This is a genomic window from Mycobacterium sp. MYCO198283, assembly GCF_021213805.1.
Lineage (GTDB): Bacteria > Actinomycetota > Actinomycetes > Mycobacteriales > Mycobacteriaceae > Mycobacterium.
Map to the genome: position 1 here is coordinate 85,733 of NZ_JAJQJI010000010.1, position 24,878 is coordinate 110,610.

A 24,878-nucleotide genomic window follows, 5' to 3' on the forward strand; every position below is an offset into this window, starting at 1 on the left:
GGTCAGGCTTCCGCTTTTTCGCCGGCCCTGTCGCGCGCTTCCTTCTCCGCCTGCGCGGCCTTGACGCGGCCCTCGTTGATCTCGGCCATCGCCTCCGGGATCTCCCCGGCGGTGAACTTGCCGCCGCGGCCGGTGGGCAGCCCGCCGAAGGAGTAGGTCTCGTCGAACAGCGGCGCATCCGACGGCTGGCGACGGGCCTCGACCTGCTCGATCACCGGCGCCAGCCGCGTCGCCTTGTCCTTGACCGCCTGGGCGTCGCGTTCGATGAACTCGGGCAGGATCTCGCGGCCCATGATCTCGATGGACTCCATGGTGCCCTCGTGGCTGCGCGGGTTGAGCAGCAGGATGATCTCGTCGACACCGCTGGCCTCGTAGCCGCGCAGGAACTCCCGGACGGTGTCCGGCGAACCGATGGCGCCGCGGCCGGGGCCGTAGGCCAGCGTCGGGTCCTCCTTGACCGCCTGCTCGTAGAGCTCCCACACCCCGGTGCGGCCGGGGGTGTGCATGCCGGTCATGTAGTAGTGCATGATCCCGAACGAGAAGAACCCGCCGCCGATGCCGAGGCGCGCCAACGCCTCCTCGTCGGTCTTGGCGACCATCATCGACAGGTCGCCGCCGATCGCGAGCAGGTTGGGATTGATGGCGGGGGTGACCGGCGTGCCCTTCTCGGCGAACTCCCGGTAGTAGCCGTCGACGCGCTCCTTGAGCGCCTCCGGGCCGGTGTAGGCAAAACTCAGTGCGCCGATGGCTTTCTGGGCGGCCATCTGCACCGACGACGGGCGGGTGCAGGCCACCCACACCGGCGGGTGCGGCGACTGCAGCGGCTTGGGGATCACGTTGCGCGCCGGCATCTCGACGTGCTCGCCCTTGAAACCGCTGAACGGCGCCTCGGTCATGCAGCGGATCGAGACCTCCAGGGCCTCCTCCCACATGGTGCGCTTGTCGGCCGGGTCGATGTTGAAGCCGCCCAGCTCGGCGACCGACGAGCCCTCTCCGGTGCCGAACTCGACGCGGCCGTTCGACAGGTGGTCCAGGGTCGCGACGCGCTCGGCGATGCGGGCCGGGTGGTTGATCGGCGGCGGCAGGTGCATCACGCCGAAGCCGAGCCGGATGTTCTTGGTGCGCTGGCTCGCCGCGGCCAGGAACATCTCCGGCGCGGTCGAGTGGCAGTATTCCTCGAGGAAGTGGTGCTCGGTGAGCCACACCGTCGAGAAGCCCGCCTTGTCGGCAGCCTCGACCTCGTCGAGGCCGTGCTGGAACAGCTGGTGTTCGTCGTCTTCACCCCACGGCCGCGGCAGCGGGAATTCGTAGAACAGCGAGATCTTCATGAGCTACCTCCGGTGGATGTCGGCGTGGATGTCTCTTGGGTGGAGCGGCTGGCGATATGTCGGGCGGCGATGTGTCGGGCGGCGATGTAGCCGAAGGTCATGGCCGGCCCGATCGTGGCGCCGGCCCCGGCGTAGCTGCGGCCCATGACCGCGGCCGAGGTGTTGCCGACGGCGTACAGGCCGTCGATCGCGCTGCCGTCGTCGCGCAGCACGCGCGCGTGCTCGTCGGTGACGAGACCCCCCGAGGTGCCCAGATCGCCGGGGATGATCTGGAAGGCGTAGTACGGCGGCTTGCCCAGCGGCCTGAGGTTGGGGTTGGGCAGCGTCGGGTCGCCGTAGTAGTTGTCGTAGGCGCTGTCGCCGCGGTGGAAGTCGTCGTCGTGGCCCTTCGCGGCGAGCGCGTTGAAGCGTTCGGCGGTGCGGCGCAACGCATCCGGCGGCACGTCGATCTGCCGCGCGAGGTCTTCGAAGCTGCGGCCCTCCTTGACGACGCCCGACTCCAGCCAGGCCCGCGGCACCTTCCGGCCCGTGGGCACCGGCGCGAACGGCACCTTGGGGATCGGCAGGTGGCCGGCGACGACGTAGCGGTGGAACGACGCGATGTCGGTGATCAACCAGCACGGGATGTGCATGGCGGTACCTGATTTCTGCCCCTCGATCATCGCGTGCGCGAAGTCCATGTAGGGCGCCGCCTCGTTGATGAACCGCTCACCGGCGCCGTTGACGATGAACTGCGACGGCATCATCCGCTCGTTGAGCATGAACTGCAGGCGCCCGTCGGGCCAGCAGATCGCCGGGAACCACCACGCCTCGTCGAGCAGATCGGTGGCGGCGCCGACCTTCTGGGCCGCGCGGATGCCGTCGCCCGTGGCCACCGGGTTGCCGAAGCTCCAGTCCCGGTCGATCACCGGCTGCACCTGGCGGCGCCACGCCATGTCGTGGTCGAAGCCGCCGGCGGCCAGGATCACCCCGCGCCGGGCGCCGATGCGCAGCGGCGCCCCGTCCCGTTCGACGACGGCGCCCACCACCCGCCCGTCGAGGTCGGTGAGCAGCTCGGTCATCGGCGCGTCGAGCCACAGCGGCACGGAACGCTCCTTGAGGGCCAGCCGCATCCGCGCGGCCAGCGACTGCCCGATGGCGGCCATCCGGTCGCCGAAGACCCGGGCCCGCACCATCCGCCAGATGAGCTTGAGCAGCACGGCCTTGCCGCGCCAGTTCTGCCGCACCTGGTAGAAGAGCCGAAGGTCCTTGGGGGCGAACCAGATCCCCCGCGGCGCCAGCGCGAGCGGCTGCAGCAGGTACTGCTCGTCCTCGCCGAGGGCCCGCAGGTCGATGGCCGGCACGTTGATGGTGCTGCCCTGCGCCGAACCGCCCGGCAACTCCGGGTAGTAGTCGGCGTAGCCCGGCTTCCAGACGAACTCGAACCACCGGCTCGTCCGCTCCAAGAACTCCATCATCTGCGGGGCGTTGTCGACGTAGGCGCGCAGCCGCTCGTCGCTGACCAGGCCGTCGGTGATGGCGCGCAGGTAGGCGAACACCTCGTCGGGGTCGGGGCGGTAGCCGGAGCGCTGCTGTGCGGGCGCCCCGGGCACCCAGATGCCGCCGCCGGACAACGCGGTGGAGCCACCGAAGTAGGACGCCTTCTCCACGATCAGCGTGTCCAGCCCGGCGGCGTCGGCCGTCAGCGCCGCGGTCATGCCGCCCCCACCCGAACCGACGACCAGCACGTCGACCTGACGATCGAATCTCTCGGTCACGCAGACACTCCCGTCCGGACGGCGAAGCCCGCGATCAGCTCGGGGGCGGGGCGGTAGTAGCGCACCGTCGTCTCGTAGTGCCCGGCGGCCGCGAGCGCGGCGAAGGCCGCCACCCAGGTGCGGACCTCGTGCGCCGAATTGCCGGCCTGCCGCGCGATGTCGGCGTTGGACCAGGAGTCGAACTCGGTGAGCCGGTTGGCGTCGACGATGTCGAGGAACGCGCGGTCCCACTCCGGGTTGAGCGGCTGCAGGGCGCCGGTGCCCGCGGCGAATTCGCGTGCCGCCTCGATGACCGCGCTCTGGCGGGCCTGGCGCTGCTCGCCGGTCATCGGCGCGCCGCCGACGATCCGCGCGCGGGCGGCCGGCGGCGCGGTGGCCAGCGTCGGCACCGGCGGGTCGTGTGAGAGCCCGCCGGACCCGACCACCAGCACCCGGGCGTCCAGCGCCGCGAGGTGCCGGCCGACGGCGGCGCCGAGCGCCCGCACCCGGCGCAGCGGTCCGAGCGGGGTGGCCACCGAGTTGACGAACACCGGGATGACCGGCTTGGCCGCAGCATCGCCGAACAGGATCTGCAGCGGCTGCACGGTGCCGTGGTCCACGTCGGCCTCTGCGGAGATCGCGACGTCGACGTCGGCGTCGAGCACCGCCTCGGCCAGCTCGGTGGCGGCGGCCGCCGGCACCTGCAGCGGACCGGCCTGCGTGCCGTAGTCGCCGACGCCGCGCGCCGCGGTGCTGACCGCGAACGGCGGCATCAGCCGGTAGAAGAAGCCGTTGTAGTGGTCCGGCGAGAAGATGACGACCAGTTCCGGGTCGAAGTCGGCGACGAACTCGCGCGCCGCGCTCAACGCGCCGGAGATGTCGTCGAGCAGCTCAGCCGACGGTCCGGGAAGGTTCAGCAGCGGGCTGTGGGACATACAGCACAGGGCCAGCGGCATCGTCGCCTCCTTCCTCGCCATGGCGCGGGTCGGTCAGGTGCAGCACACCGAACAGCGCCTCGCTCACCTCGGGCGCCTGCTGCGCGATGCAAGCCGCGGCGATGCAGCGGTCCGGCCGCAGGAACAGCACCGACTCGGCGTGGGCGTCGAAGAACTGCTTGAGCGCGCCGGTGCGGTCGCCCACGACGACCACGTCGGGGTCGTCGTGGCCGGTCCAGTGCAACTGGGTGGACGGGCGGGCGGCCACGAAGCGGGCGCCCAGCGCCTTCCACCGCCCGAACGCCGGCCCGAGCAGCGCCCGCGGATCGTTGTTCCAGCACAGCACGGCCGGCCCGGCGCCCAGCACGTCGTCGAGCAGCACGTTCTCCCGAGCGCGGGTGTCGACCCGCGGCTGGATGAACAGCGTGCCGGTCGGCGAGCCCGGGGACCCTCCCGCCGGAAGGTGGTACACCGCCCCCTGCTCGTAGCGCGGCATCGGCTTGAAGCGCATCTCCAGGATGTAGCGCTTGAGCGTCGGCAGCACCGACGCGCCGCGAATCACGTGATCGCGCAACGCCGCAACCCGCCGATTCGTCGGCGAGATCACGCGGCCGACCATGGTCGACAGGTCGATCATCGCGCGGGCGTGTTTGCGCCGCTCGACGTCGTAGCTGTCGAGCAGCGCGTCGCCGGCCTGGCCGTTGACCACCGCGGCGAGCTTCCAGCCGAGGTTCGCGGCGTCGCGGATGCCGCTGTTGTAGCCCTGCCCCTGCCACACCGGCATCAGGTGCGCGGCGTCGCCGGCCAGGAACATCGGCCCGCTGCGGAACGCGCCGGCGATGCGCGAATGGTGGGTGTAGATCCGGTGGCGGATCACGTCGACCGCCTCCGGATGCGGCAGGAACGGCGCCAGCATCCGGGTGATGAACGCCGGTGTCTCGACCTCGTCGTCGCGCTCGTCGGCGTGGATCATGAACTCGAACCGGCGGATGCCGTGCGCGATGGAGATCGATGCGTAGGGCCGGGCCGGGTCGGCGCCCACCTCGCTGTTGGGGTGGCCGAGCGGATCGGTGGCCAGGTCGACCACCAGCCAGCGGGTGGGCGAGGTGGTGCCGTCGAAGGACACTCCCATCAGCCGCCGGGTCGTGCTGCGGCCGCCGTCGCAGCCGATCAAATAGCGGGCACGAAGGGTACTCGGGCACTCGCTCGCCCCTGACCCGCCCAGCGTCACCGTCACCCCGTCGCCGTCGGCGACCGCCGCGTCCATGCGGGTGGACCACGACACGGTGACGTGCTCGAAGCGGTCGAGCCCCCGCAGCAGCTCGGCGTCGACCATCGGCTGGACGAAGCCGTTGCGCTTGGGCCAGCCGAACCGGGCGTCGGGCGGGGCCATCTCGGCCAGCAACCGGCGGCGGCCGTCGTAGAACCGCAGGATCTGGTTCGGCACGGTGTGCGGCAGCACCGCGTCCACCAGGCCGATCGCCTGGAACGTGCGCAGCGCCTCGTCGTCGAGGCCGACGCCGCGCGGATAGTCGATCAGGGTCGGGCGCTCCTCGGCGACCAGCGTCCGCACCCCGTGCAGCCCGAGGATGTTCGCGAGCGTCAGCCCGACCGGCCCCGCACCGACGATCAGCACGTCGACTTCCGGCGCGGTGGTCATGACCGGTCCAGCAGGAAGTCCAGGTGGAGCCGGTTGAAGGTCTTGGCGTCCTCGTACTGCGGCCAGTGCCCGCAGTCAGGCATCACCTCGAAGCGGGCGCCCGGGATCATCGAGGCGATGCGGCGGCCCTCGCTGACGTCGGCGGTCGGGTCGTCACTGGTCCACAGCACCAGTGTCGGCGCGGCGATGCGGCCGTAGTCGTCGGGGCGCATCAGGTTGCGGGCCCGGATCTGCGGATCCTGCAGCGCCATGATGTCGCGCATCGCGTCGACGAAGCCGGGCTGGCGGTACACCCGCTGCCGGCTGGCGACGATGTCGTCGTAGCCCTTGCTCTTGTCGGCCATCAGCCACCGGATCCGCGCCTGCACGGTCTCCCAGGTCGGGTTCTCCGCCGCGGCCATCGACAGGGTGACGATGCGCGCCATGACCTCGGGGTCGGCCTGCGAGCCGCCGGCGGTGTTGAGCACGAGCCGGTCGACGCGGTCGGGATGGTCGGCCGCGAGCCGCGACGCGACCCAGCCGCCCAGCGACTCCCCGCTGACGTGCGCGCGCTGCGCGCCGATGGTGTCCATCACCGCGAGCAGGTGGTCGACGTAGTGCGCCACCTCCAGGGGATGGCCGGGCTTGTCGGTGTAGCCGTGGCCCAGCATGTCGATCGACCAGGTCGAGAAGTGCTCGGCGTGCGCTTCGAGGTTGCGGACGTAGGCCTCGGCGTGCCCGCCCGACCCGTGCAGCAACAGCAGCGGCGGACGCGCCGGATCACCGGCATGCAGGTACCGGGTGCGGACGCCGCCGGCGTCGAGGTAGCCCTGCGAGAACTCGACGCCCTGCAGCTCGCTCCACACGCTCTCGAAATCCGTCAAGGAGCTCCGGCCCTTCCGCGTGATAACGCCGTTCTCGTTTCTTGCTACGCTGCTGTGCTAAAGTCGCACACTAGCGTGCACTATCTATAGAGCATCACTCTGCAGTGTGATCTGTGTCAAGTTCGATCGCGGAGGAAACGCATGACGACGACGGAACCGGACGCGCGGGTCTCCGGAGCGCCCGGCTCGCAGACGCTGGCGCGCGGGTTGACCGCCCTGCAAGTGGTGGCGTCGGCCCAGAACGGCCTCACGGTGCAGCAGGTCGCCGACCGGATCGGCGTGCACCGCACCATCGCCTACCGCCTGCTCAACACGCTGACGCAGTTCCGCTTCATCGCCAAGGGCGGCGACGGCCGCTACCGGTCGGCGTCGGGCCTGGCCGCGCTCGGCGCCTCGTTCGACAACAACGTCCGGGCGCTCGCCACGCCGACGCTGCGGACGCTGGCCGACGAGCTCGGCGCCACCGTCTCGCTGCTCGTCGCCGAAGGGCGCCAGCAGGTCGCCGTCGCCGTCATCGTGCCGACCCACGTCTCCTATCAGCTGTCGTTCTCCGAGGGCAGCCGCCATCCGCTCGATCGCGGCGCGGCCGGGATTGCGCTCCTGGCCTGCCTGCCGCCGACCCCGGGCGAGCGCGACCTCGTGGGGCTCACCCGCCGGCAGGGCTGGGTGCTCACGCACGGCGAGATCGAACCGAACACCTACGGGCTGGCCGTACCGGTCGACCGCCGGCCGCCCGCGCCGCCCACCTGCATCAACCTCATCTCCCACCGCGAGGACGTGGTGCTGCGCGGAAAGAACGCCGTGCTGGCGGCCGCCGCCGAGCTCGCCGCGATCCTGCGCTGACGTCGGAAGGACGCACGTGATGACCGATTGGGACACCGAGACCGACGTCGTCGTGCTCGGCACCGGCGCGGCGGGCCTCACCGCGGCGCTCACCGCGGCCGCCGAGGGTGCCGACGTCGCCGTCTTCGAGAAGGCACCGACCGTCGGCGGCACGTCGGCGGTGTCGGGCGGCATCCTCTGGATCCCCGCGCACGACCGCAGCCCCGACGGCCCGCTCACCGTCGAGGACGCCATGGCCTACCTGCGCGCGCAGTCGCTGGGGTACATGGACGACGAGCTGGTCGAGACCTTCGTCCGCACCGGCCCGCGCATGCTCGACTACGTCGAGGCCCACAGCCGGCTGCGCTTCGAGGTCGCCACCGGCTTCCCCGACTACAAGCCCGAGCTGCCGGGCGGGCGGCCCGGCGGCGGCCGGTCGATCAACGCCCGGCCGTTCGACCTCGAGCTGCTCGGCGACTGGCGGACCCGCATCACCTCGTTTCCCGCCGACTTCAGCAACGTCGGCATCGACGCCGAAACCCGGGCGCGCATCCACGCCGCGGTCGACGCGAACGACGGCGACTACTGCGTCGCCGGCACCGCGCTGGTCGCCGGCCTCCTGGAGGGCCTGCTCGCACACGGCATCGTCCCGCAGCCCGAGTCGCGGGCGGTGGAGCTGCTCGGGCCCGGGCACTCGGTGACCGGCGTACGGGTTCACCGGCCCGGCGGAAGCGTGCGGGTGCGCGCCCGGCGCGGCGTGGTGCTGGCCTGCGGCGGCTTCGAATGGGATTCGCGGCTCGTCGAGGCCTACCTGCGCGGGCCCATGCGGGGCGCCGTGTCGCCGCCGTACAACACCGGCGACGGGCTGCGGATGGCGATGGCCCACGGCGCCGACCTGGCGAACATGGGCGAGGCGTGGTGGGTGCCCATCGTGCAGATCCCGGGTGACACCATCGACGGCCGGCCGCGCTCGCGATCCGTGCGGCTCGAACGCACCCGGCCCCGCAGCATCATCGTCAACCGCGCCGGCAAACGGTTCCTCAACGAGGCCGGCGAATACAACTCGATGTCCGGCGCCTTCCAGTACCTCGACCCGCGGCACGGCTACGTCAACGATCCGGCGTGGATCGTCTTCGATTCCCTGCACCTGAAGAAGTACGGGTTCCTCGGCGTCGACCCCGACGGCGTCGCGCCCGACTGGTTCTCGCCGTCGAAGGACCTCGACGAACTGTCCGAACACACCGGCATCGACGCCGCGGGCCTGCGGCGCACCCTCGACGCCTGGAACCGCAACGTCGCCGACGAGGTGGACCCGGATTTCGGCCGCGGCGCCAGCGCCTACGACGGCTACTGGGGCGACCAGACGGCCCCCACACCGGCGCTGCGGACACTCGGGCCCATCGACACCGCGCCGTACTACGCCGTTCCGGTGGGCATCGGCGCCATGGGCACCAAGGGCGGCCCGCGCACCGACCGCGACGGGCGGGTGCTGCACGTCAGCGGGGCGACGATCGCCGGCCTCTACGCCGCGGGCAACGCGATGGCCGGTGTCACCGGCAAGGCCTACGGCGGCGCGGGCGGCACGCTCGGGCCGGCGATGGTGTTCGGCTACCGCGCCGGATACGCCGCCGCGACGGGTTCTTCCCCCGCGGTATGAGGCATCAGTCGCTGGCCGGCAGCGCCTTGGCCTGCTTGAGCGTGAGTGGCGTGGCGCCGATCGACAGCGTCCCCTTGCCGGCCTTGGTCACCAGCACCTCGGCGCCGTTGTCGTCGACGTAGCGCTTGCCCATCAGGTTGCCGTCCGCGAACTGCGGGTCCAGGGTGGCGCCGGGATCGGCGGCCTCCCCGATCGGCACCATCGGCACGCCGCCGGCCCGCAGATCGTCGAGGCTCTCGGAGGCGCGCACCACGATCACCTGGGTGTCGCACACCTGGCTCTGCAGGCGGGTGCCGTTCTTGACCACGTCGTCCATCCTTCCCGGCCGCACCGCGGGACGCGGGCGGAAGCAACGCTTGCTGTGGCTGAGAATGCTATTTCTCCGACCGGCGAGCCGCAACGACCGGCCCTCCGCGCAGCGGGCGCCGCCTAAGCGCACGTGCCGCCGTCACCGGCCGGTGGCTTGCCGAGCCACCGGCACGAAAGTACTGTTCTCTTATCGGGGAAGGGTTATTCTTCGGCGCAGGCAGTCGACGAAAGGGATTTCCGTGGGACGTGTTGAGGGCAAGGTCGCGTTCGTCACCGGCGCCGCGCGCGGGCAGGGCCGCAGCCACGCCATCCGGCTGGCCGAAGAGGGCGCCGACATCATCGCGGTCGACATCTGCCGCAACATCGACTCGATCGGCTACGCGCTGGCCACCCCCGAGGACCTCGAAGAGACCGCGCAGTTCGTGGAGAAGACCGGCCGGCGCGCCGTCACCGCCCAAGCCGACGTGCGCGACGCCGCCGCGCTCAAGGAGGCGCTCGACGCCGGCCTCGCCGAGTTCGGCAAGCTCGACATCGTCGTGGCCCAGGCCGGCATCGCGGGCATGAAGGGCGAGCCGCCGCTGCAGACCTGGACCGACGTCATCAACACCAACCTGGTCGGCACCATCAACGCCATCCAGGTCGCGCTGCCGCACCTGCGGGAGGGCGCATCGATCATCGCCACCGGCTCCACCGCCGCCCTGATGGACGCCAGCAAGAAGGACGCGCCGGGCCGCGATCCCGGCGGCATGGCCTACATGACCGCCAAGCGGCTGCTGAGCCAGTACGTGCACGACCTGGCAACAGAGCTGGCCGTGCGCAACATCCGCGCCAACGTCATCCATCCGACCAACTGCAACACCGACATGCTGCAGTCCGAGCCGATGTACCGCTCGTTCCGGCCCGACCTGGAGAACCCGACGCGCGCCGACGCCGAGCCGGTGTTCGGAATCCAACAGGCGATGCCCATCCCGTTCATCGAGCCCGAGGACATCAGCAACGCGGTGCTGTGGCTGGCCTCCGACGAGGCGCGCTACGTCACCGGCATGCAGCTGCGCGTCGACGGCGGCGGCTACCTCAAGTGGTACGACTACCACGTCTGACCAGTCCCCCACCGCGAATCCCGTTGTGCAGGAGAGGAACCCGTGAAGGTCTCAGTTGACCGTGAGCGTTGCCAGGGCCACACCCTGTGCGCGATGATCGCGCCGGAGTCGTTCGAGCTCGACGACGTGGACGGGCATGCGTCCGCCGTGAACGACGTCGTTCCGCCCGAACAGGAGGACGCGGTGCGCGAGGCGGTCCAGTCCTGCCCCGAGCAGGCCATCGTCGTCGAATGACAGGCAGAGGAGACAGCGACGTGAGCGTCGACGACGCCGAGGTCCGCGACATCGCCGCAGACGACCGCAAGCGCAACCGCTACCACTTCGACCGGCACACACCGGAATACCGGCTGCAGTTCGAGCAGATCACCGAAGAGATGCATCGCCGGTGTCCGATGGCGTGGTCGGACACCTACGGCGGCCACTGGGTCGCCGCGGATTCCAAGCACGTCTTCGAGCTGGCTCGCTGCCCCGCGGTGTCCAACCACCACGACCTCACCGGCGAGACGCCGTACCAGGGCATCACCATCCCGAAAGCCAGCCGCGCGACCGCGGTGCGGGGCGGCATCCTGGAGATGGACGAACCGGAGCACAGCATCTACCGCGGTGCGCTGAACCCGTACCTGTCGCCCGCCGCGATCAAGCGGTGGGTGCCGTTCGTCGACGAGATCACCCGGGCCGCCATCGACGAGAAGATCGAGACCGGTCGCATCGACTTCGTGGACGACCTGGCCAACGTGGTGCCGGCGGTGTTCACGCTGGCGATGATCGGCATCCCGCTGAAGAAGTGGTCGCTCTACAGCGAGCCCACCCACGCGTCGGTGTACACCCCCGAGCACTCCCCCGACCGCGAGCGGATCAACGCGATGCACCGCGAGATGGGCATCGACCTGATCACCCACATGATGGAGATCCGGGAGAACCCGCGGCCCGGCCTGGTCAACGCGCTGCTGCAGCTGCGCATCGACGGCGAGCCGGCGCCCGACATGGACGTCCTCGGCAACCTCGGGCTGATCATCGGCGGCGGCTTCGACACCACCACCGCACTCACCGCCCACGCGCTGGAGTGGCTCGGCGAGCATCCCGACGAGCGCAAGCGGCTCAGCGAGGAACGGGACACGCTGCTCAACCCGGCGACCGAGGAATTCCTGCGGTACTTCACCCCGGCGCCCGGCGACGGCCGCACCTTCTCCGCGGACGTCGAAGTCGAGGGCACCCGATTCAAGGAAGGTGAGCGGCTCTGGCTGTCCTGGGCGATGGCCAACCGCGACGCGGCGGTCTTCGATGCGCCGAACCAGGTGATGCTCGACCGTAAAGGCAACCGCCACTTCAGCTTCGGGCTCGGCGTGCACCGCTGCGTGGGGTCCAACGTCGCCCGCACCGTATTCAAGTCCATGCTGCTCGCGGTGCTCGACCGGATGCCGGATTACCGCTGCGACCCCGAGGGCACCGTCCACTACGACACCATCGGGGTCATCCAGGGCATGCGCCACCTGCCGGCCACGTTCACCCGGGGCAAGCGGCTGGGCCCGGGCCTCGACGAGACGCTGGAGAAGCTGCAGCGCATCTGCGACGAGCAGGAACTCGCCCGTCCGATCACCGAGCGCAAGGAAGAAGCCGTCATCTACTGACCGGCCGCGGGTCGGGCGGGCGTCAGCGCGGCAGGCCGAGCACCCGCTGGGCGATGGTGGTCCGCTGCATCTCCGACGTGCCGCCCGCGATGGTGCCGCCGAAGCTGCGGGCGTAGCGCTCGAACCAGCCGGCCGACAGGTAGTCCAGGTTCAACGGCGAATACGGCCCGGTCTGCGCCGGATGCCGCAGCCCCGCCGCACCCGAGGACGCGAGCGCCCGCTCGGTGGCGCGCTGCTCGGCCTCCGAGCCCATGAGCTTGAGCACCGACACGTAGGCGGTGTCGTCCTCGCCGCGCGACGCCTTGGCCAGCGACTTCGAGCCCAGCGCCCGCAGCGCGACGAGGTCCATCGCCAGCGTGGCGTACCAGTCGCGGTCGAGGTCGTCGACGGGCGTGTAGTCGGTGAGCAGGTTGTGCATGCGGTCGGCGTACTGGATCCACATCATCGACCGCTCGTGGCCCAGCGAGGTGGTGAGCACCCGCATGCCCTGGTCGAGGCCGCCGACGAGGTTCTCGACCGGCACTCGCGCGTCGGTGAAGAACACCTCGTTGAAGTCGAGGTCGTCGGGCGCGCAGATCGTCGCGAACGGCCGTCGCACCACCCCGGGAGTGTCGGTGGGGATCAGCAGCACCGACAGTCCCTTGTGCTTGGGCGCATCCGGGTTCGTCCGCACGAAGGTCAGCAGGACGTCGGCGTCGTGCGCGCCGGAAGTCCACACCTTCTGGCCGTTGACGACGAAGTGGTCGCCGTCGCGCACCGCCTTGGTCGTCAGCGACGCCAGGTCCGAGCCGGCGCCCGGCTCGCTCATGCCGACCGAGGCCGTGAGGTCGCCGCGCAGGATCGGTACGGCCCACCGGTGCTTCTGCTCGTCGGTGCCACTCGACAGCAGCGACGCCGCCACGATGTTGACGCCCTGCGGGTTGAAGCTGTGGTACATCCGCCGCCGCGACAACTCCTGCTGATGCACGTACTGCTGCAACACGTTCGCGTTGCGGCCGCCGAACTCCGGCGGGTTGCCGGGTACCAGCCAGCCGTGCTCGAACTGCAGCCGCTGCCAGCGGCGCGCCCACTCCGGGATGTGCGAACAGGACCGTGACCGCTCGACGGCCTCGGCACCGTCCGGTGCGTGCTCGTCGAGGAAGGCCACGAACTCGGCCCGGAACCGCTCCACGTCGGCGTCGAAGGTCAGTTGCACGACGCTGAGAATAACATTCTGCACTGCATAGAACTGGGTTACCATCGGCGCGTGCTGCGCGGCCAGAAGATCCTCGTCACCGGGGCGACGGGCAAGATCGCGCTGCCGATCGCCCGCGCACTGGCAACGGACAACGAGGTGTGGGGCGCCGCCCGGCTCCGCGATCCCGCCGACCGCCAGGCGCTGCAGACCGCCGGCATCGTCCCGGTCGCCCTGGATATGGCAGCCGGCGACTTCTCCGGCCTGCCAACGGACTTCGACTACGTCTTCCACGCCGCGGTGGACCCGGGCGCCGGCGATTGGCAGCGGTGCCTGCGCACCAACGCCACCCACTCGGCGGACCTGATGCACCACTGCCGGGCCGCCAAGGGCTTCGTGCTCTGCTCCACCGGCTCGATCTACGCCTATCAGGGCCGGCGGCCGCTGCGCGAGGACGATCCACCGGGCGTGCCACTGCGCGCGAACTACAGCTTCTCCAAGGTGGCCGCCGAGGCGGCGTGCGACGCGGTGGCTCGACATGTCGGTGTCCCGCTGACCATCATCCGGATCTGCTCCACCTACGGCCCGCTCGGCGGCGCCCCGGCCGACCGGCTCGACGCCATCCTGGCGCACAAGCCGATCCGGCTGCACCCGGACGCCCCGAACAACTACAACCCCATCTACGAGGACGACTACGTGACACTGGGCATCCGGGCGATGGAGGTGGCGTCGACGCCGCCGGTCGTCGTCAACTGGGCGGGCAGTGAGACCGTCAGCATCGAGGAGTACTGCGGCTACCTCGGCGAGCTGGTCGGCGTCGAGCCGGTCTTCGAGTACACCCCGGACGCCCACCCCCCGCTGTGGCCGGACGTCACCCGCATGCACGAGGTGCTGGGCCGCACGACGGTGCCGTGGCGCGACGGCTTCCGGCGGATGGTCGAGGCCCGCCACCCTGAGCTGGCGCTGCGGTGAGCGTCGACCTGCCCGGCACGCCGTCCGACGAGGTGCCCGGCGTGCTCGCGGCCGGCGACGGCGGCATCGGCACGCTGTTCGTGTCGATGGCAACCCGGCACCCCCACGGCGACGACGCCGGATATCTGCGCTGGCACACCCTCGATCACCGGCCCGAACAGCACCGGCTGCCCGGGGTGCGAGCGTCGCTGCGGCTGGTGTCGACGCCGCAGTGCCGCGCCGCGCGGGCCGCCGGATCCCCCGACTACGACGCCGTCGACCACGTGATGACGTACTTCTTCGCCGATGTGGCCGGGCTCGCCGCCTTCGACGAACTGTCGACGGCGCTGGGCGGCGCGGGCCGCAAGGTGTCGCTGCTGCCGCCGGTGCAGCGCGGCGTCTACGACGTGGCCGAAAAGGCGTCGGCGATCACGGCCGGCGCGGACGTGCTGCCGTGGTGGCCCTGCCGAGGCGTGTACCTGCTGCTGGAATCCACTGCGGCGCCGACCGGCGACCTCCTCGGCGTCGACGGCGTCGCCGGCAGCTGGTCGGCCACGGCCCGCACCGTCCACGCCGGCATCACGTCGGCCGGCGAACCGGGCCAGTCGATCACGTACCTCTTTCTGGCCGACGACCCGGTCGAGGTCGCGTCCCGGCTGGCGCCCGCGGTCCGGCAACGCGAGCCGTTGCTCGCGGCGCCGCTGTATCCGGTCGTGCCGTGGGAATGGGACCGCCATGTGCCGTGATCGGAGATGGCCGTGCGCATCGGAGTGATGGTCGGCTCGGACCGCGTGCGCCCGAGGGCGCAGCGGCTCGCGGGGCTCGTCGACGACGCCCGCGCCGCCGAGGCGGCCGGTTTCGCGTCGTTCTGGTTCCCGCAGGTGCCGGGCTACCTCGACGCGCTGACGGCCGTCGCGCTGGCCGGCGCCGCCACCACGTCCATCGAGCTCGGCACCGCCGTGGTGCCGATCCAGACCCGTCACCCGATCGCGCTGGCGCAGCAGGCGCTGACCACCCAGGCGGCGTGCGGCGGCCGGTTCGCGCTCGGCATCGGCGCCTCGCACCACTGGATCGTCGAGGGCCAGCTCGGCCTGCCCTATGACCGCCCGGCCGCGCTGATGCGCGACACCCTCGACGTGCTCGCCGCCGCGTTCGCCGGCCCCGGCGCGGTCGACGTCGACAACGACGCGTTCACCGTGCACAGCCCGATCGACGTGGCCGAGAGCGGTCCGATGCCGGTGCTGGTGGCGGCGCTCGGCCCGGTGATGCTGCGGCTCGCCGGCGAACGCGCCGACGGGACCATCCTGTGGATGGCCGACGAGCGGGCCATTGCCGACCACGTCGTGCCGCGCATCACCGCGGCGGCGCAGGCGGGCGGCCGGCCGGCGCCGCGCATCGTGGCGGGCGTGCCGGTGACGGTGTGCCGCTCGTGCGAGGTCGACGACGCCCGGGCGCACACCAGCACGGTGCTCGGACATGCCGAGCTCTCGCCGAACTACCTGCGGCTGCTCGCCCGCGGCGACGCCCGCGACGTCGGGGACACGATGGCCGCCGGCGACGAGCGGGCGATTGTGGCGCGGCTGCGCCGCTACCGCGATGCCGGCGTCACCGACCTCGCGGCCCGGGTGATCCCGTTCGGCGATGCCGGCTCGCGGCAGCGCACGCTCGATGTCCTGGCGAGCGCGGCGGCCGAACTCTAGGCAACCGCGATGCTCTTGGTGTCGACGTAGCCGTCGATGCCCTCGCGGCCGAGCTCGCGGCCATAGCCGCTGGCCTTGACGCCGCCGAAAGGCGCCACCGGATCCATGGTGTAGCCCTGGTTGACCCCGAAGGTGCCGGTGCGGATGCGCGTCGCGACGGCGACGCCGCGCTCGCGGTCGTCGGTCCACACCGAACCGGCCAGCCCGTAGTCGGAGTCGTTGGCGATGTCGATCGCCTCGGCCTCGTCGCGGTACGAAATCACCGTGAGCACCGGCCCGAAGATCTCTTCGCGGGCGATCCGCATCGTGTTGTCGGCGTCGCTGAACAGCGTCGGGCGCACGTACCAGCCGCGGTCCACGCCGTCGGGCAGCTCGAGGCCGCCGGCGACCAGCGTCGCTCCCTCGGCGACGCCCGCCTCGATGTAGCCCCGCACCCGCTCCTGCTGGCGGCGCGCCACCAACGGGCCGAGCTGCGTGGCGGGATCGGCCGGGTCGCCGACCCGCAGGCCCGCCAGCTCGGCGGCGAGCGCGTCGACGTACTCGCCACTTCGCTCGGCCGGAACGAGCACGCGCGTGAGCGCATTGCAGATCTGGCCGCTGTTGGACAGGCTCGCCGACCGCACGCCGGCGGCGACCGTGGCCGGGTCGGCGTCGCCGAGCACGATGGCCGCCGACTTCCCGCCGAGTTCCAGGCTGACCTTCGTGAGGTTGGCCGCGCACGCCTGCGCCACGCGCCGGCCCGCCGCGGTGGATCCGGTGAACGACACCTTGTCGACGCCGGGGTGGCTCACCAGGTACTCGCCGGCCGCCGCACCGCCCGGGACCACGCTGACGACGCCGGGCGGCAGGCCCACCTCGTCGAGCACTTCGGCCAGTAGCAGCGCGTCGAGCGGCGATTCCGGCGCGGGCTTGACGATCACGCAGCAGCCGGCCAGCAGTGCGGGGATGAGCTTGGTGACGATCAGGAATTGCGGCATGTTCCACGGGACGACGGCCGCCACCACACCGACGGGCTCGCGCCGCACGAGCACGTCCCCGCCGAAGAAGCCGCTGCGGGTCTCCTGCCACGGATACTGCTCGGCGACGCCGGCAAAGGCGTTCATCATCGCCCACGGCAGCCCCACCTGCGCGCGCTGCGCGAAGCTGATCGGCGCGCCGATCTCGGCGGTGATCGCCTGCGCGATGTCGGCCCGCCGCTCACCGTAGGCCGTGGCCAGCCGGCGCACGGCGGCGATGCGCTCCGCCGGATCGAGCCTCGGCCAGGGGCCGGCGTCGAACGCCTCGCGGGCAGCGGCCACCGCGGCGTCGAGATCAGCCGGGCCGGCGGCGGGCACCGTGGCCACCGGTGTCTCGGTGTGCGGGCTGATCACCTCGATCACCTCGGAAGTCGCCGGGACGGACCACTTTCCGCCGATGTAGAGGCCGTGACGATCGGACACGCGCCGCTCCCTTCCGCCGTGCCGCGCAGTCATTATCAACTACTTGCGATTGTGACCTGGAGCATATACCGTCGGCCCCGTCAGCTCGATGGCAGGAGTTCACATGGCGCGCTTCCCCAAACCACCCGAAGGCAGCTGGACCGAGCACTACCCGCAGTTGGGCACCGGGCCGGTCTCCTACGAGGACTCGATCAGCCCGGAGATCTACGAACTCGAGCGCCACGCGATCTTCCAGCGCGCCTGGCTCAACGTCGGTCGCGTGGAACAGATCCCGCGCAAAGGCAACTACTTCACCAAAGAGCTGAAGGTGGTCAACACGTCGATCATCGTGGTGCGCAACGGCGCCGGCGAGGTCAACGCGTTCCACAACATCTGCCGCCACCGCGGCAACAAGCTGGTGTGGAACGACATGCCGGCCGAGGAGACGTCCGGCACCTGCCGGCAGTTCACCTGCAAATACCACGCCTGGCGCTACGACCTCAACGGCAACCTGACGTTCGTGCAGCAGGAGGACGAGTTCTTCGACCTCGACAAGAGCCGCTACGGCCTGGTGCCGGTGCACTGCGAGGTGTGGGAGGGCTTCATCTTCGTCAACTTCGCCAAGCAGCCGGAGCAGTCGCTGCGCGAGTTCCTCGGCCCGATGATCACGAACCTGGAGGGCTATCCGTTCGACAAGATGACCTCGCGGTTCACCTACCGCTCCGAGGTCAAGGCGAACTGGAAGCTCTACATGGACGCGTTCCAGGAGTTCTACCACGCGCCGGTGCTGCACGCGAACCAGTCGCCCACCGCGTACTCCAAGGCCGCCGCCCAGGCCGGGTTCGAGGCGCCGCACTACCGGATCGAGGGTCCGCACCGGCTGGTGAGCACCTCGGGTGTGCGGGCGTGGGAGATGCCCGACGAGATGCGCAAGCCGATCGAAGACATCTGCCGCAGTGGGCTTTTCGGCCCCTGGGAGAAGCCGGACCTCGGCGAGATGCCGCCCGGCCTCAACCCGGCGCGCTGCGACCCGTGGGGCCTGGACTCGTTCCAGCTGTTCCCGAACTTCGTGTTGCTGTTCTGGGGTCAGGGCTGGTACATCACCTACCACTACTGGCCGACGTCGCACAACACCCACATCTTCGAGGGCAGCGCGTACTTCCCGGCACCGCGCACGCCGCGCGAACGGATCGCCCAGGAGCTGGCCGCGGTGTCGTTCAAGGAATACGGCCTGCAGGACGCCAACACCCTGGAGGCCACGCAGTCGATGATCGAGTCGCGGGTGCTCGACGAATTCCTGCTGTGCGATCAGGAAGTACTGATCCGCCACCTGCACAAGGAGACCGCGGCGTGGGTCGAGGACTACCGGCGCAGCACGGCGGGGGTGTGACCGTGGCCGATGAACCGAAGCTGCCGCCCGAATTCGCCGACCTGGAGCGGTTTTCCGACTGGTGCCTGGGCACCGAGGCGGAGCGCTACGGCAAACGGCTGAACAGCTCGATGCGCGACCTGCAGGCTTTCTACGACGCGATCACCCCGCGCGCGGAGGAGGCGATCGCCTACTGCGACAAGTTCGCGCTCGACGAGCTGCCCGACGACGTGCTCAACCTGATGCACCTGCTGTACTCGATGATCCAGGTGTCCTTCCCGGTCGAGTGCTGGAAGCAGCCGAAGGTGCCCGATTCGGGGGCGACGACGCTGGACTGCGTCGTCGAACCCGTGCCGTGACGCTGCTGCTGCGGGCGGCCCGCTGGCTCGACGTGACGGCGGGCGAGGTCCGGTCGCCCGCCGCGATCGTGGTCGACGGCGAGCGCATCGTGTCGGTGGATTCCGCTGCGGCGCCGCCGGATTCGGCCGAGGTGATCGACCTCGGCGACGTGACGCTGCTGCCCGGGCTGATGGACATGGAGCTCAACCTGCTGATCGGCGGTCCGGGCAATCCCGGCGGGCTGCCGACGCCGATGCACGGCGTGCAGGACGACCCGGTCTACCGGACGCTGCGCGGCGCGGTGAACGCCCGCACCACCCTGGAGGCGGGCTTCACCACCGTCCGCAACCTGGGCCTGATGGTCAAGACGGGCGGCTACCTGCTCGACGTGGCGCTGCAGCGGGCGATCGAGCAGGGCTGGCACATCGGCCCGCGCATCTGGCCCGCCGGGCACGCCGTCACCCCCTACGGCGGCCATCTCGACCCGACCGTCTTCCAGCGGCTCGCGCCGGGCATCATGCCGCTCTCGGTGGCCGAAGGGATTGCGAACGGCGTCGACGAGGTCCGCGCGTGCGTGCGCTATCAGGTGCGCCACGGCGCCAAGCTGATCAAGGTGTCGGCGTCGGGCGGCGTCATGTCGCACAGCACCGCCCCGGGCGCGCAGCAGTACTCCGACGAGGAGTTCGCCGCGATCGCCGACGAGGCGCACCGCGCCGGCGTGCGGGTGGCCGCCCACGCGGTGGGCGACAGCGCCATCCGCGCCTGCATCCGCGCCGGGATCGATTGCATCGAGCACGGCTTCCTGGCGACCGACGACACCATCGCGCTGATGGCCGACTCCGGCACGTTCCTGGTATCCACCACCTACCTCACCGAGGCGATGGCCGTCGACCGCATCGCCCCGGAGCTGCGGAGAAAGGCCGAGGAGGTGTTTCCCCGCGCCCAAGCGATGCTGCCGAAGGCCATTGCCGCCGGCGTGCGGATCGCGTGCGGCACCGACGCGCCGGCCATCCCGCACGGCGAAAACGCCAAGGAGATCCAGGCGCTGGTCCGCCGCGGGATGACGCCGGCGCAGGCGCTGCGCGCCGCGACATTGACCAGCGCCGAACTGCTCGGCGCCGAGGACGAGTTGGGCCGGCTCGCGCCCGGCTACCTCGCCGACGTCATCGCCGTCCCCGGCGACCCGACGTCCGACATCGCCGCGCTCTTCGACGTCCGGTTCGTGATGAAGGGCGGCACGGTCTACCGCCACGAGCCGGTGGAGGTGCCGGCATGAGCGACGCGGGGAGCGACGAGGCGGTGCCCGGGCTCGGCGTCGCCCTCTCCGACAACACGCTGTGGCTACTCAAGCAGGCGTTCTACTTCTCGCTGAATTCGGTCAACGACGCGGTCAGCGGGCACGGCGTGACCACCGCGCAGATCGGCCTGTTGCGCCAGCTGGCCAACGAGCCGGGGCTGTCGGGCGCCGAGCTGGCTCGCCGGCTGCTGATCAGCCCGCAGGGCGTGCAGCTGGCGCTGACGTCGCTGGAGCGCCGGGGGCTCGTCGAACGCAAGCGCGACCCGCAGCACGGCCGCATCCTGCAGACCTTCCTCACCGACGAGGGGCGGGCCACCGCGAGCGCCGTGGTCGCCGACGCCGTCGCGGCCCACGAGAAGGTGTTCGGCGTGCTGAGCGCCGACGAGCAGCGGCAGTTGCGGGCGCTGCTCGGCCGGGTGGTCGAGCAGGGCACCGGCCACCGGCTCGTCGACGACCACACCGGCGGCTGACCGCCCTTCCGTGGTGGGGCCTCAGCGCACACTTCCGTCACAGCTGCCTCACCCGTCGCCGACAGGCGTCATGTGCAGTGTTGCCCGCCTCTGAGCGACAACGCGGGGAGGGCGGCCGGTGTGCGGGAAGCGGCGGCGGCCAGGCGATGGCGAGCTGCGGACGGGGTCGGCGGCGGTCGACGGCAAGGCACTGCCGCCGCGCGCCTGAGCGCCCGCGTCGACTCCCGCCCCGGGCGTTGGGTTCCGCCCCAGGGCGGCGAGTTTCACACCAGGGCGGCGAGTTTCACACCAGGGCGCCGAGTTCCACTCCAGGGCGATGACTTTCACACCAGGGCACTGAGTTCCACACCAGGGCGATGAGTTTTACTCCAGGGCGGCGAAACGCCGATGCCAGCCGCCCTCACGCGACAGTGAACGCCCAGGCGTGGAAACGAATGCCGGGACGCCGCACCGCCGAAGGCACCCCTCATCGCCTTGTCGCTCGGAGGCGGGCAACAGCGACACAGAGTCCGCCAGTGACGGGTGGTGCTGCTGTGATCGCCGAGCGCCAAGCGACGGAACCGGCACAAAAGCCGTATCTCTAGTACTTGAGATTAATCGCAACTACTTGATATGGTGCTGGCGATGACTCCGTCCAGTGCCGTCGACTCCGAAGACGTCGACGTCCGAACCACCGCCGGCGCAGCGGATCTGGTGCCGCTGCGGGTCACGCGCACGGTGCGCGAAACCGCCGACGCGGTGTCCCTCGTGCTGGCCGTCCCGCCGGCGCACACCGAGCGGTTCGCCTACCAGGCCGGCCAGTTCCTCACCGTCGCCGTCGAGGTAGCGGGCCGGGAACACCGGCGCTGCTATTCCATGTCCTCGACGCCGTCGGGCGCCGCCACCGACGAACTGCGCATCACGGTCAAGCGGGATCGCGACGGCGTGGTGTCGAACTGGCTGAACGATGCCGCAGCCGAGGGCGCTCTCACTGATCGCGCCATCGAGGCCGCGCCGCCGGAGGGCCGGTTCGTGCTGCGGCGAACCGCCGGTGACCTGGTGATGTTCGCCGGCGGCAGCGGCATCACGCCGGTCTTCTCGCTGATCGGTGCGGCACTGGCGCAGACCGACCGCCGGATCCGGCTGTTCTACGCCAACCGGGACCGGGAGTCGATCATCTTCGCCGATGCGCTCGCCGAGCTGGCCGCACGCCACCCGGGCCGCCTCGACGTGCACCACCATCTCGACGCCGAGGCCGGCGTGGTGCGCGCCGAACAGCTCGCCCACTTCGTCGACGCGGCGCGCGACGCGGACTACTACATCTGCGGACCGGGGCGGTTCATGAGCGCGGTGGAAGCGGCGGTCGAGCGGGCGGGCATCCCGGGCGATCGCGTCCACCTCGAGCGGTTCACCGTCGCCGAGGTCGTCGCCGACGATGCGCCGGCGGTCACCGAGCAGGTGACGATGGTGCTCGACGGCCGAACCACCGTCGCGCAGTACCGTGCCGGCAACACGCTGCTGCAGACCGCGCGGCTGGCCGACCTCAAGCCGCCGTCGTCGTGCGAGACCGGTACCTGCGGAACGTGTATCGCGCAGGTGACGGAGGGGACCGCCCGGATCCTCAACAACGACGCGCTCGACGACGACGAAGTGGCGCAGGGCTGGGTGGTGACGTGCCAGTCGCTGCCCACCAGCCGCACGTGCCGCGTGGTCTGGGACTAGGAGGCGACGGTGGGAACGCACGCAACCCGGGTCGCGGTGGTGACCGGCGGCGCGTCGGGCATGGGCGAGGCCATCTGTCACGAACTGGGTCGCCGCGGCCGCCGGGTCGCCGTACTCGACCTCGACGCCGCCGGCGCGCAGCGGGTCGCCGACGACCTGCGCGCCGACGGGGTCACCGCCGTCGGGGTCGCCGCCGACGTCAGCGACCGGCAGGCCGTGCAGGACGCGTTCGCGAAGGCCCGCGCGGAACTCGGGCCGGTCGACATCCTGGTGACCAGCGCGGGCCGCTTCGGGTTCGCACCGTTCACCGAGATCACGCCCGAGGAGTGGGCGCAGATGATCGACGTGAACCTCAGCGGCACCTTCCACTGCTGCCAGGCGGCGCTGCCCGACATGCTGGCCGGCGGCTGGGGCCGCATCGTGATGATCTCGTCGTCCAGCGCACAGCGCGGATCCCCGTTCGCGGCGCACTACGCCGCGTCCAAGGGCGCCGTCATCACCCTCACCAAATCGCTGGCCCGCGAATACGCGAAGGCCGGGATCACCGTGAACAACATCCCGCCGTCGGGCATCGAGACACCCATGCAGCACGCGGGCCAGGCCGCCGGCTATCTGCCGTCCAACGAGCAGATGGCCGCCAACATCCCGCTGGGCTACCTCGGCACCGGCGAGGACATCGCCGCCGCCGTCGGGTTCCTGTGCTCCGAGGAGGCCCGCTACATCACCGGGCAGGTGCTCGGCGTCAACGGCGGAGCGGTGATGTGAGACAAGCACATTCGACCACAGGAGGTGCACATGGCCGACTGGCCTAAGCCCGCGGAAGGTTCCTGGACGGAGCACTATCCGGACCTGGGAACCGATCCCATCTCGTTCCGCGACTCGACGTCGCCGGAGTTCTACGCCGACGAGCGCGAAGCCGTCTTCAAGCGCGCGTGGCTGAACATCGCGCGCATCGAGGACGTTCCCGAGCCCGGCAGCTACCTGACCAAGGAGATCGAGGCCGCCGATGCGTCGCTGCTCGTGGTCCGCGGCGAGGACGGCACGCTGCGCGCGTTCCACAACCTGTGCCGCCACCGCGGTGAGAAGCTGGTGTGGCGGGACTACCCGGATCGCGAAACCGCGGGAAGCGCAACCGAATTGACGTGCAAGCACTGCGGTTGGCGGTACGGGCTGGACGGCACGCTGGTGCACGTCCCCGGCGAGGACGCCTACTTCGGGATGGACCGCGCCGACTACGGGCTGGCGCCGGTGCACTGCGACGTGTGGGCCGGCTTCGTCTTCGTGAACGTCGACGCCACGCCGCGGCAGACCCTGCGGGAGTTCCTCGGCCCGATGATCACGCCGCTGGAGGCGTATCCGTTCGAGAAGCTGACCGAGCGCTACGACTGGGTGGCGCACAACAACAGCAACTGGAAGATCTTCGCCGACGCCTTCCAGGAGTACTACCACGTGCCGTCGCTGCACACCCAGCAGGTGCCGAAGGAGGTGCGCAACCCGACCGCCGGTTTCACCTGCGGGCACTTCCAGCTCGACGGCCCGCACCGGCTGGTGTCGACGGCCGGCACGCGGCGCTGGCTGTTGGCGCCGGAGTACATGTATCCGATCGAGCGGGCCACCGAGAGCGGGCTGGTGGGTCCCTGGCGCACCCCCGACATCGGGGAACTGCCGATGGCCGCCCTGAACCCCGGCGGCATCGAGCCGTGGGGCATCAGCAACTTCCAGATCTTCCCGAACCTCGAGATCCTGTTCTACGGCGGCTGGTACCTGCTGTACCGGTACTGGCCGACGTCGCACAACACCCACCGTTTCGAGGCCTTCACCTACTTCCATCCGGCCCGGACGGTCAAGGAGCGCATCGAGCACGAGGTCGCCGCGGTGGTGCTCAAGGAGTTCGCGCTGCAGGACGCCGGCATGCTGGGCGGCACCCAGGCGGCGCTCGAGTACGGCCTGGACGGACCGCTGGTCGACGACTACCCACTCAACGACCAGGAGATCCTGGTGCGCCACCTGCACAAGGTGGCGGTCGACTGGGTGACCGCCTACCGGCGCGAGCGCCAGCCGGTCGGGGTGTGAGCATGGCGCCGCGACTGCCCAGCGCCTTTGCCGAGCTCGAGCCGTTCGCCGAGACCTGGTGTCTGGCAACCGAAACCGAGCGGTGGAACCAGCGGATCAGCAGCACCATGCCGCAGCTCCACGAGTTCTACGACGCGTTCTTCCCGCGGCTCGACGACGCCATCGAGTACGTCGACAAGTACCCGTTGACCGAGTTGCCCGACGATGCGCTCAACCTGCTGCACCTGATCTATTCGCTGGTCATGGTCGCGATGGCGGTCGAGATCATGCACCAACCCAAGCCCGTCGACGCCGCGGACGCCGTGATGATCCGCGTCGGCGAACCCACCCCGTAGCCATCTTGCGAAA

The 24,878-nt window shown here is 70.7% G+C and carries 24 protein-coding genes; 16 read left to right on the plus strand and 8 right to left on the minus strand.

Annotated elements, in window-relative coordinates; genetic code table 11:
* Positions 1-2: 2 nt before the first annotated feature.
* From LV457_RS18205 to LV457_RS18225, 5 genes are read right to left on the minus strand one after another with little or no spacing between them, the layout of a single operon-like run.
* Entirely contained in the window at positions 3-1,328 is a 1,326-nt protein-coding gene (locus LV457_RS18205; protein ID WP_232172937.1) for an LLM class flavin-dependent oxidoreductase, read from the minus strand.
* The gene (locus tag LV457_RS18210; RefSeq protein ID WP_308192222.1) at positions 1,325-3,085 is read right to left on the minus strand and encodes an FAD-binding protein; all 1,761 of its coding nucleotides are present in this window, start codon (positions 3,083-3,085) and stop codon (positions 1,325-1,327) included. Before LV457_RS18210 ends, LV457_RS18205 begins: the two co-directional genes overlap by 4 nt.
* Positions 3,082-3,999 carry a 3-carboxyethylcatechol 2,3-dioxygenase gene (locus tag LV457_RS18215; RefSeq protein ID WP_232173022.1) on the minus strand — a complete coding sequence of 306 codons (918 nt, stop codon included), beginning with the start codon at positions 3,997-3,999 and terminating at the stop codon, positions 3,082-3,084. Before LV457_RS18215 ends, LV457_RS18210 begins: the two co-directional genes overlap by 4 nt.
* Entirely contained in the window at positions 3,956-5,659 is a 1,704-nt protein-coding gene (locus tag LV457_RS18220; RefSeq protein ID WP_232172938.1) for a bifunctional 3-(3-hydroxy-phenyl)propionate/3-hydroxycinnamic acid hydroxylase, read from the minus strand. The genes LV457_RS18215 and LV457_RS18220 overlap by 44 nt, the downstream gene beginning before the upstream one ends.
* Positions 5,656-6,522 (minus strand): alpha/beta fold hydrolase, encoded by an 867-nt coding sequence (locus LV457_RS18225; RefSeq protein WP_232172939.1) that lies wholly within the window; start codon positions 6,520-6,522, stop codon positions 5,656-5,658. The genes LV457_RS18220 and LV457_RS18225 overlap by 4 nt, the downstream gene beginning before the upstream one ends.
* Positions 6,523-6,663: 141 nt before the next feature.
* On the opposite strand from LV457_RS18225, the gene LV457_RS18230 reads away from it, so the two are divergent.
* The gene (locus LV457_RS18230; protein WP_232172940.1) at positions 6,664-7,365 is read left to right on the plus strand and encodes an IclR family transcriptional regulator; all 702 of its coding nucleotides are present in this window, start codon (positions 6,664-6,666) and stop codon (positions 7,363-7,365) included.
* A gap of 19 nt (positions 7,366-7,384) precedes the next feature.
* Positions 7,385-9,001: an FAD-dependent oxidoreductase gene (locus LV457_RS18235; RefSeq protein WP_232172941.1), complete on the plus strand. Its 1,617-nt coding sequence runs from the start codon at positions 7,385-7,387 to the stop codon at positions 8,999-9,001.
* Positions 9,002-9,005: 4 nt separating this feature from the next.
* Here LV457_RS18235 and LV457_RS18240 read toward each other — a convergent pair whose 3' ends face one another.
* Positions 9,006-9,308, minus strand: coding sequence for a hypothetical protein (locus LV457_RS18240; RefSeq protein WP_232172942.1), 303 nt, complete (start codon positions 9,306-9,308; stop codon positions 9,006-9,008).
* 241 nt (positions 9,309-9,549) lie between these two features.
* Between LV457_RS18240 and LV457_RS18245 the strand changes: the two genes are divergently transcribed.
* From LV457_RS18245 to LV457_RS18255, 3 genes are read left to right on the plus strand one after another with little or no spacing between them, the layout of a single operon-like run.
* Positions 9,550-10,410 (plus strand): mycofactocin-coupled SDR family oxidoreductase, encoded by an 861-nt coding sequence (locus LV457_RS18245; RefSeq protein WP_232172943.1) that lies wholly within the window; start codon positions 9,550-9,552, stop codon positions 10,408-10,410.
* A gap of 42 nt (positions 10,411-10,452) precedes the next feature.
* Entirely contained in the window at positions 10,453-10,644 is a 192-nt protein-coding gene (locus LV457_RS18250; RefSeq protein ID WP_232172944.1) for a ferredoxin, read from the plus strand.
* Positions 10,641-12,038, plus strand: coding sequence for a cytochrome P450 (locus LV457_RS18255; RefSeq protein ID WP_374198888.1), 1,398 nt, complete (start codon positions 10,641-10,643; stop codon positions 12,036-12,038). The genes LV457_RS18250 and LV457_RS18255 overlap by 4 nt, the downstream gene beginning before the upstream one ends.
* Positions 12,039-12,060: 22 nt before the next feature.
* On the opposite strand, the gene LV457_RS18260 is transcribed toward LV457_RS18255, so the two are convergent.
* Complete coding sequence (locus LV457_RS18260; protein WP_232172946.1) at positions 12,061-13,233, minus strand: acyl-CoA dehydrogenase family protein; 1,173 nt, start codon at positions 13,231-13,233, stop codon at positions 12,061-12,063.
* Between the two features lie 51 nt (positions 13,234-13,284).
* Between LV457_RS18260 and LV457_RS18265 the strand changes: the two genes are divergently transcribed.
* Genes LV457_RS18265 through LV457_RS18275 form a run of 3 tightly spaced genes read left to right on the plus strand, consistent with a single transcriptional unit; the run spans position 13,285 to position 15,863 of the window.
* Positions 13,285-14,184 carry an NAD(P)-dependent oxidoreductase gene (locus LV457_RS18265; RefSeq protein WP_232172947.1) on the plus strand — a complete coding sequence of 300 codons (900 nt, stop codon included), beginning with the start codon at positions 13,285-13,287 and terminating at the stop codon, positions 14,182-14,184.
* Positions 14,181-14,909: a hypothetical protein gene (locus tag LV457_RS18270; RefSeq protein WP_232172948.1), complete on the plus strand. Its 729-nt coding sequence runs from the start codon at positions 14,181-14,183 to the stop codon at positions 14,907-14,909. The genes LV457_RS18265 and LV457_RS18270 overlap by 4 nt, the downstream gene beginning before the upstream one ends.
* A gap of 12 nt (positions 14,910-14,921) precedes the next feature.
* A complete protein-coding gene (locus LV457_RS18275; RefSeq protein ID WP_232172949.1) occupies positions 14,922-15,863 on the plus strand; it encodes a TIGR03564 family F420-dependent LLM class oxidoreductase in 942 nt (313 codons plus the stop codon).
* Here the strand turns inward: LV457_RS18275 and LV457_RS18280 are convergent.
* A complete protein-coding gene (locus LV457_RS18280; protein WP_232172950.1) occupies positions 15,860-17,302 on the minus strand; it encodes an aldehyde dehydrogenase in 1,443 nt (480 codons plus the stop codon). The two genes, LV457_RS18275 and LV457_RS18280, sit on opposite strands and share 4 nt — an antisense overlap.
* A 103-nt stretch (positions 17,303-17,405) precedes the next feature.
* Here LV457_RS18280 and LV457_RS18285 point away from each other — a divergent pair, with 103 nt between their 5' ends.
* The 8 genes from LV457_RS18285 (at position 17,406) to LV457_RS18320 (ending at position 24,865) form a co-directional block, all read left to right on the plus strand.
* On the plus strand, positions 17,406-18,671 hold the full coding sequence (locus LV457_RS18285) for an aromatic ring-hydroxylating dioxygenase subunit alpha (protein ID WP_232172951.1): 1,266 nt from the start codon (positions 17,406-17,408) through the stop codon (positions 18,669-18,671).
* A gap of 2 nt (positions 18,672-18,673) precedes the next feature.
* Positions 18,674-19,009 carry a hypothetical protein gene (locus tag LV457_RS18290; protein ID WP_232172952.1) on the plus strand — a complete coding sequence of 112 codons (336 nt, stop codon included), beginning with the start codon at positions 18,674-18,676 and terminating at the stop codon, positions 19,007-19,009.
* Positions 19,006-20,265 carry an amidohydrolase family protein gene (locus LV457_RS18295; protein ID WP_232172954.1) on the plus strand — a complete coding sequence of 420 codons (1,260 nt, stop codon included), beginning with the start codon at positions 19,006-19,008 and terminating at the stop codon, positions 20,263-20,265. Before LV457_RS18290 ends, LV457_RS18295 begins: the two co-directional genes overlap by 4 nt.
* Complete coding sequence (locus LV457_RS18300; protein ID WP_232172955.1) at positions 20,262-20,756, plus strand: MarR family winged helix-turn-helix transcriptional regulator; 495 nt, start codon at positions 20,262-20,264, stop codon at positions 20,754-20,756. Before LV457_RS18295 ends, LV457_RS18300 begins: the two co-directional genes overlap by 4 nt.
* Positions 20,757-21,380: 624 nt before the next feature.
* A complete protein-coding gene (locus tag LV457_RS18305; protein WP_232172957.1) occupies positions 21,381-22,457 on the plus strand; it encodes a ferredoxin--NADP reductase in 1,077 nt (358 codons plus the stop codon).
* 9 nt (positions 22,458-22,466) lie between these two features.
* Positions 22,467-23,222, plus strand: a complete 756-nt coding sequence (locus LV457_RS18310) for an SDR family NAD(P)-dependent oxidoreductase (RefSeq protein WP_308192223.1) — start codon at positions 22,467-22,469, stop codon at positions 23,220-23,222.
* 30 nt (positions 23,223-23,252) lie between these two features.
* Positions 23,253-24,530, plus strand: a complete 1,278-nt coding sequence (locus LV457_RS18315) for an aromatic ring-hydroxylating dioxygenase subunit alpha (RefSeq protein WP_232172958.1) — start codon at positions 23,253-23,255, stop codon at positions 24,528-24,530.
* On the plus strand, positions 24,527-24,865 hold the full coding sequence (locus tag LV457_RS18320) for a hypothetical protein (protein ID WP_232172959.1): 339 nt from the start codon (positions 24,527-24,529) through the stop codon (positions 24,863-24,865). Before LV457_RS18315 ends, LV457_RS18320 begins: the two co-directional genes overlap by 4 nt.
* The last annotated feature ends 13 nt before the right edge of the window (positions 24,866-24,878 follow it).

Excerpts from the sequence above, each read along its gene's own strand:
- LV457_RS18205 (WP_232172937.1), bottom strand. The coding sequence starts at position 1,328 with ATGAAGATCTCGCTGTTCTACGAATTCCCGCTGCCGCGGCCGTGGGGT.
- LV457_RS18215 (WP_232173022.1), bottom strand. The coding sequence starts at position 3,999 with ATGTCCCACAGCCCGCTGCTGAACCTTCCCGGACCGTCGGCTGAGCTG.
- LV457_RS18220 (WP_232172938.1), bottom strand. The coding sequence starts at position 5,659 with ATGACCACCGCGCCGGAAGTCGACGTGCTGATCGTCGGTGCGGGGCCG.
- LV457_RS18230 (WP_232172940.1), top strand. The coding sequence starts at position 6,664 with ATGACGACGACGGAACCGGACGCGCGGGTCTCCGGAGCGCCCGGCTCG.
- LV457_RS18235 (WP_232172941.1), top strand. The coding sequence starts at position 7,385 with ATGACCGATTGGGACACCGAGACCGACGTCGTCGTGCTCGGCACCGGC.
- LV457_RS18255 (WP_374198888.1), top strand. The coding sequence starts at position 10,641 with ATGACAGGCAGAGGAGACAGCGACGTGAGCGTCGACGACGCCGAGGTC.
- LV457_RS18285 (WP_232172951.1), top strand. The coding sequence starts at position 17,406 with ATGGCGCGCTTCCCCAAACCACCCGAAGGCAGCTGGACCGAGCACTAC.
- LV457_RS18300 (WP_232172955.1), top strand. The coding sequence starts at position 20,262 with ATGAGCGACGCGGGGAGCGACGAGGCGGTGCCCGGGCTCGGCGTCGCC.
- LV457_RS18305 (WP_232172957.1), top strand. The coding sequence starts at position 21,381 with ATGACTCCGTCCAGTGCCGTCGACTCCGAAGACGTCGACGTCCGAACC.
- LV457_RS18315 (WP_232172958.1), top strand. The coding sequence starts at position 23,253 with ATGGCCGACTGGCCTAAGCCCGCGGAAGGTTCCTGGACGGAGCACTAT.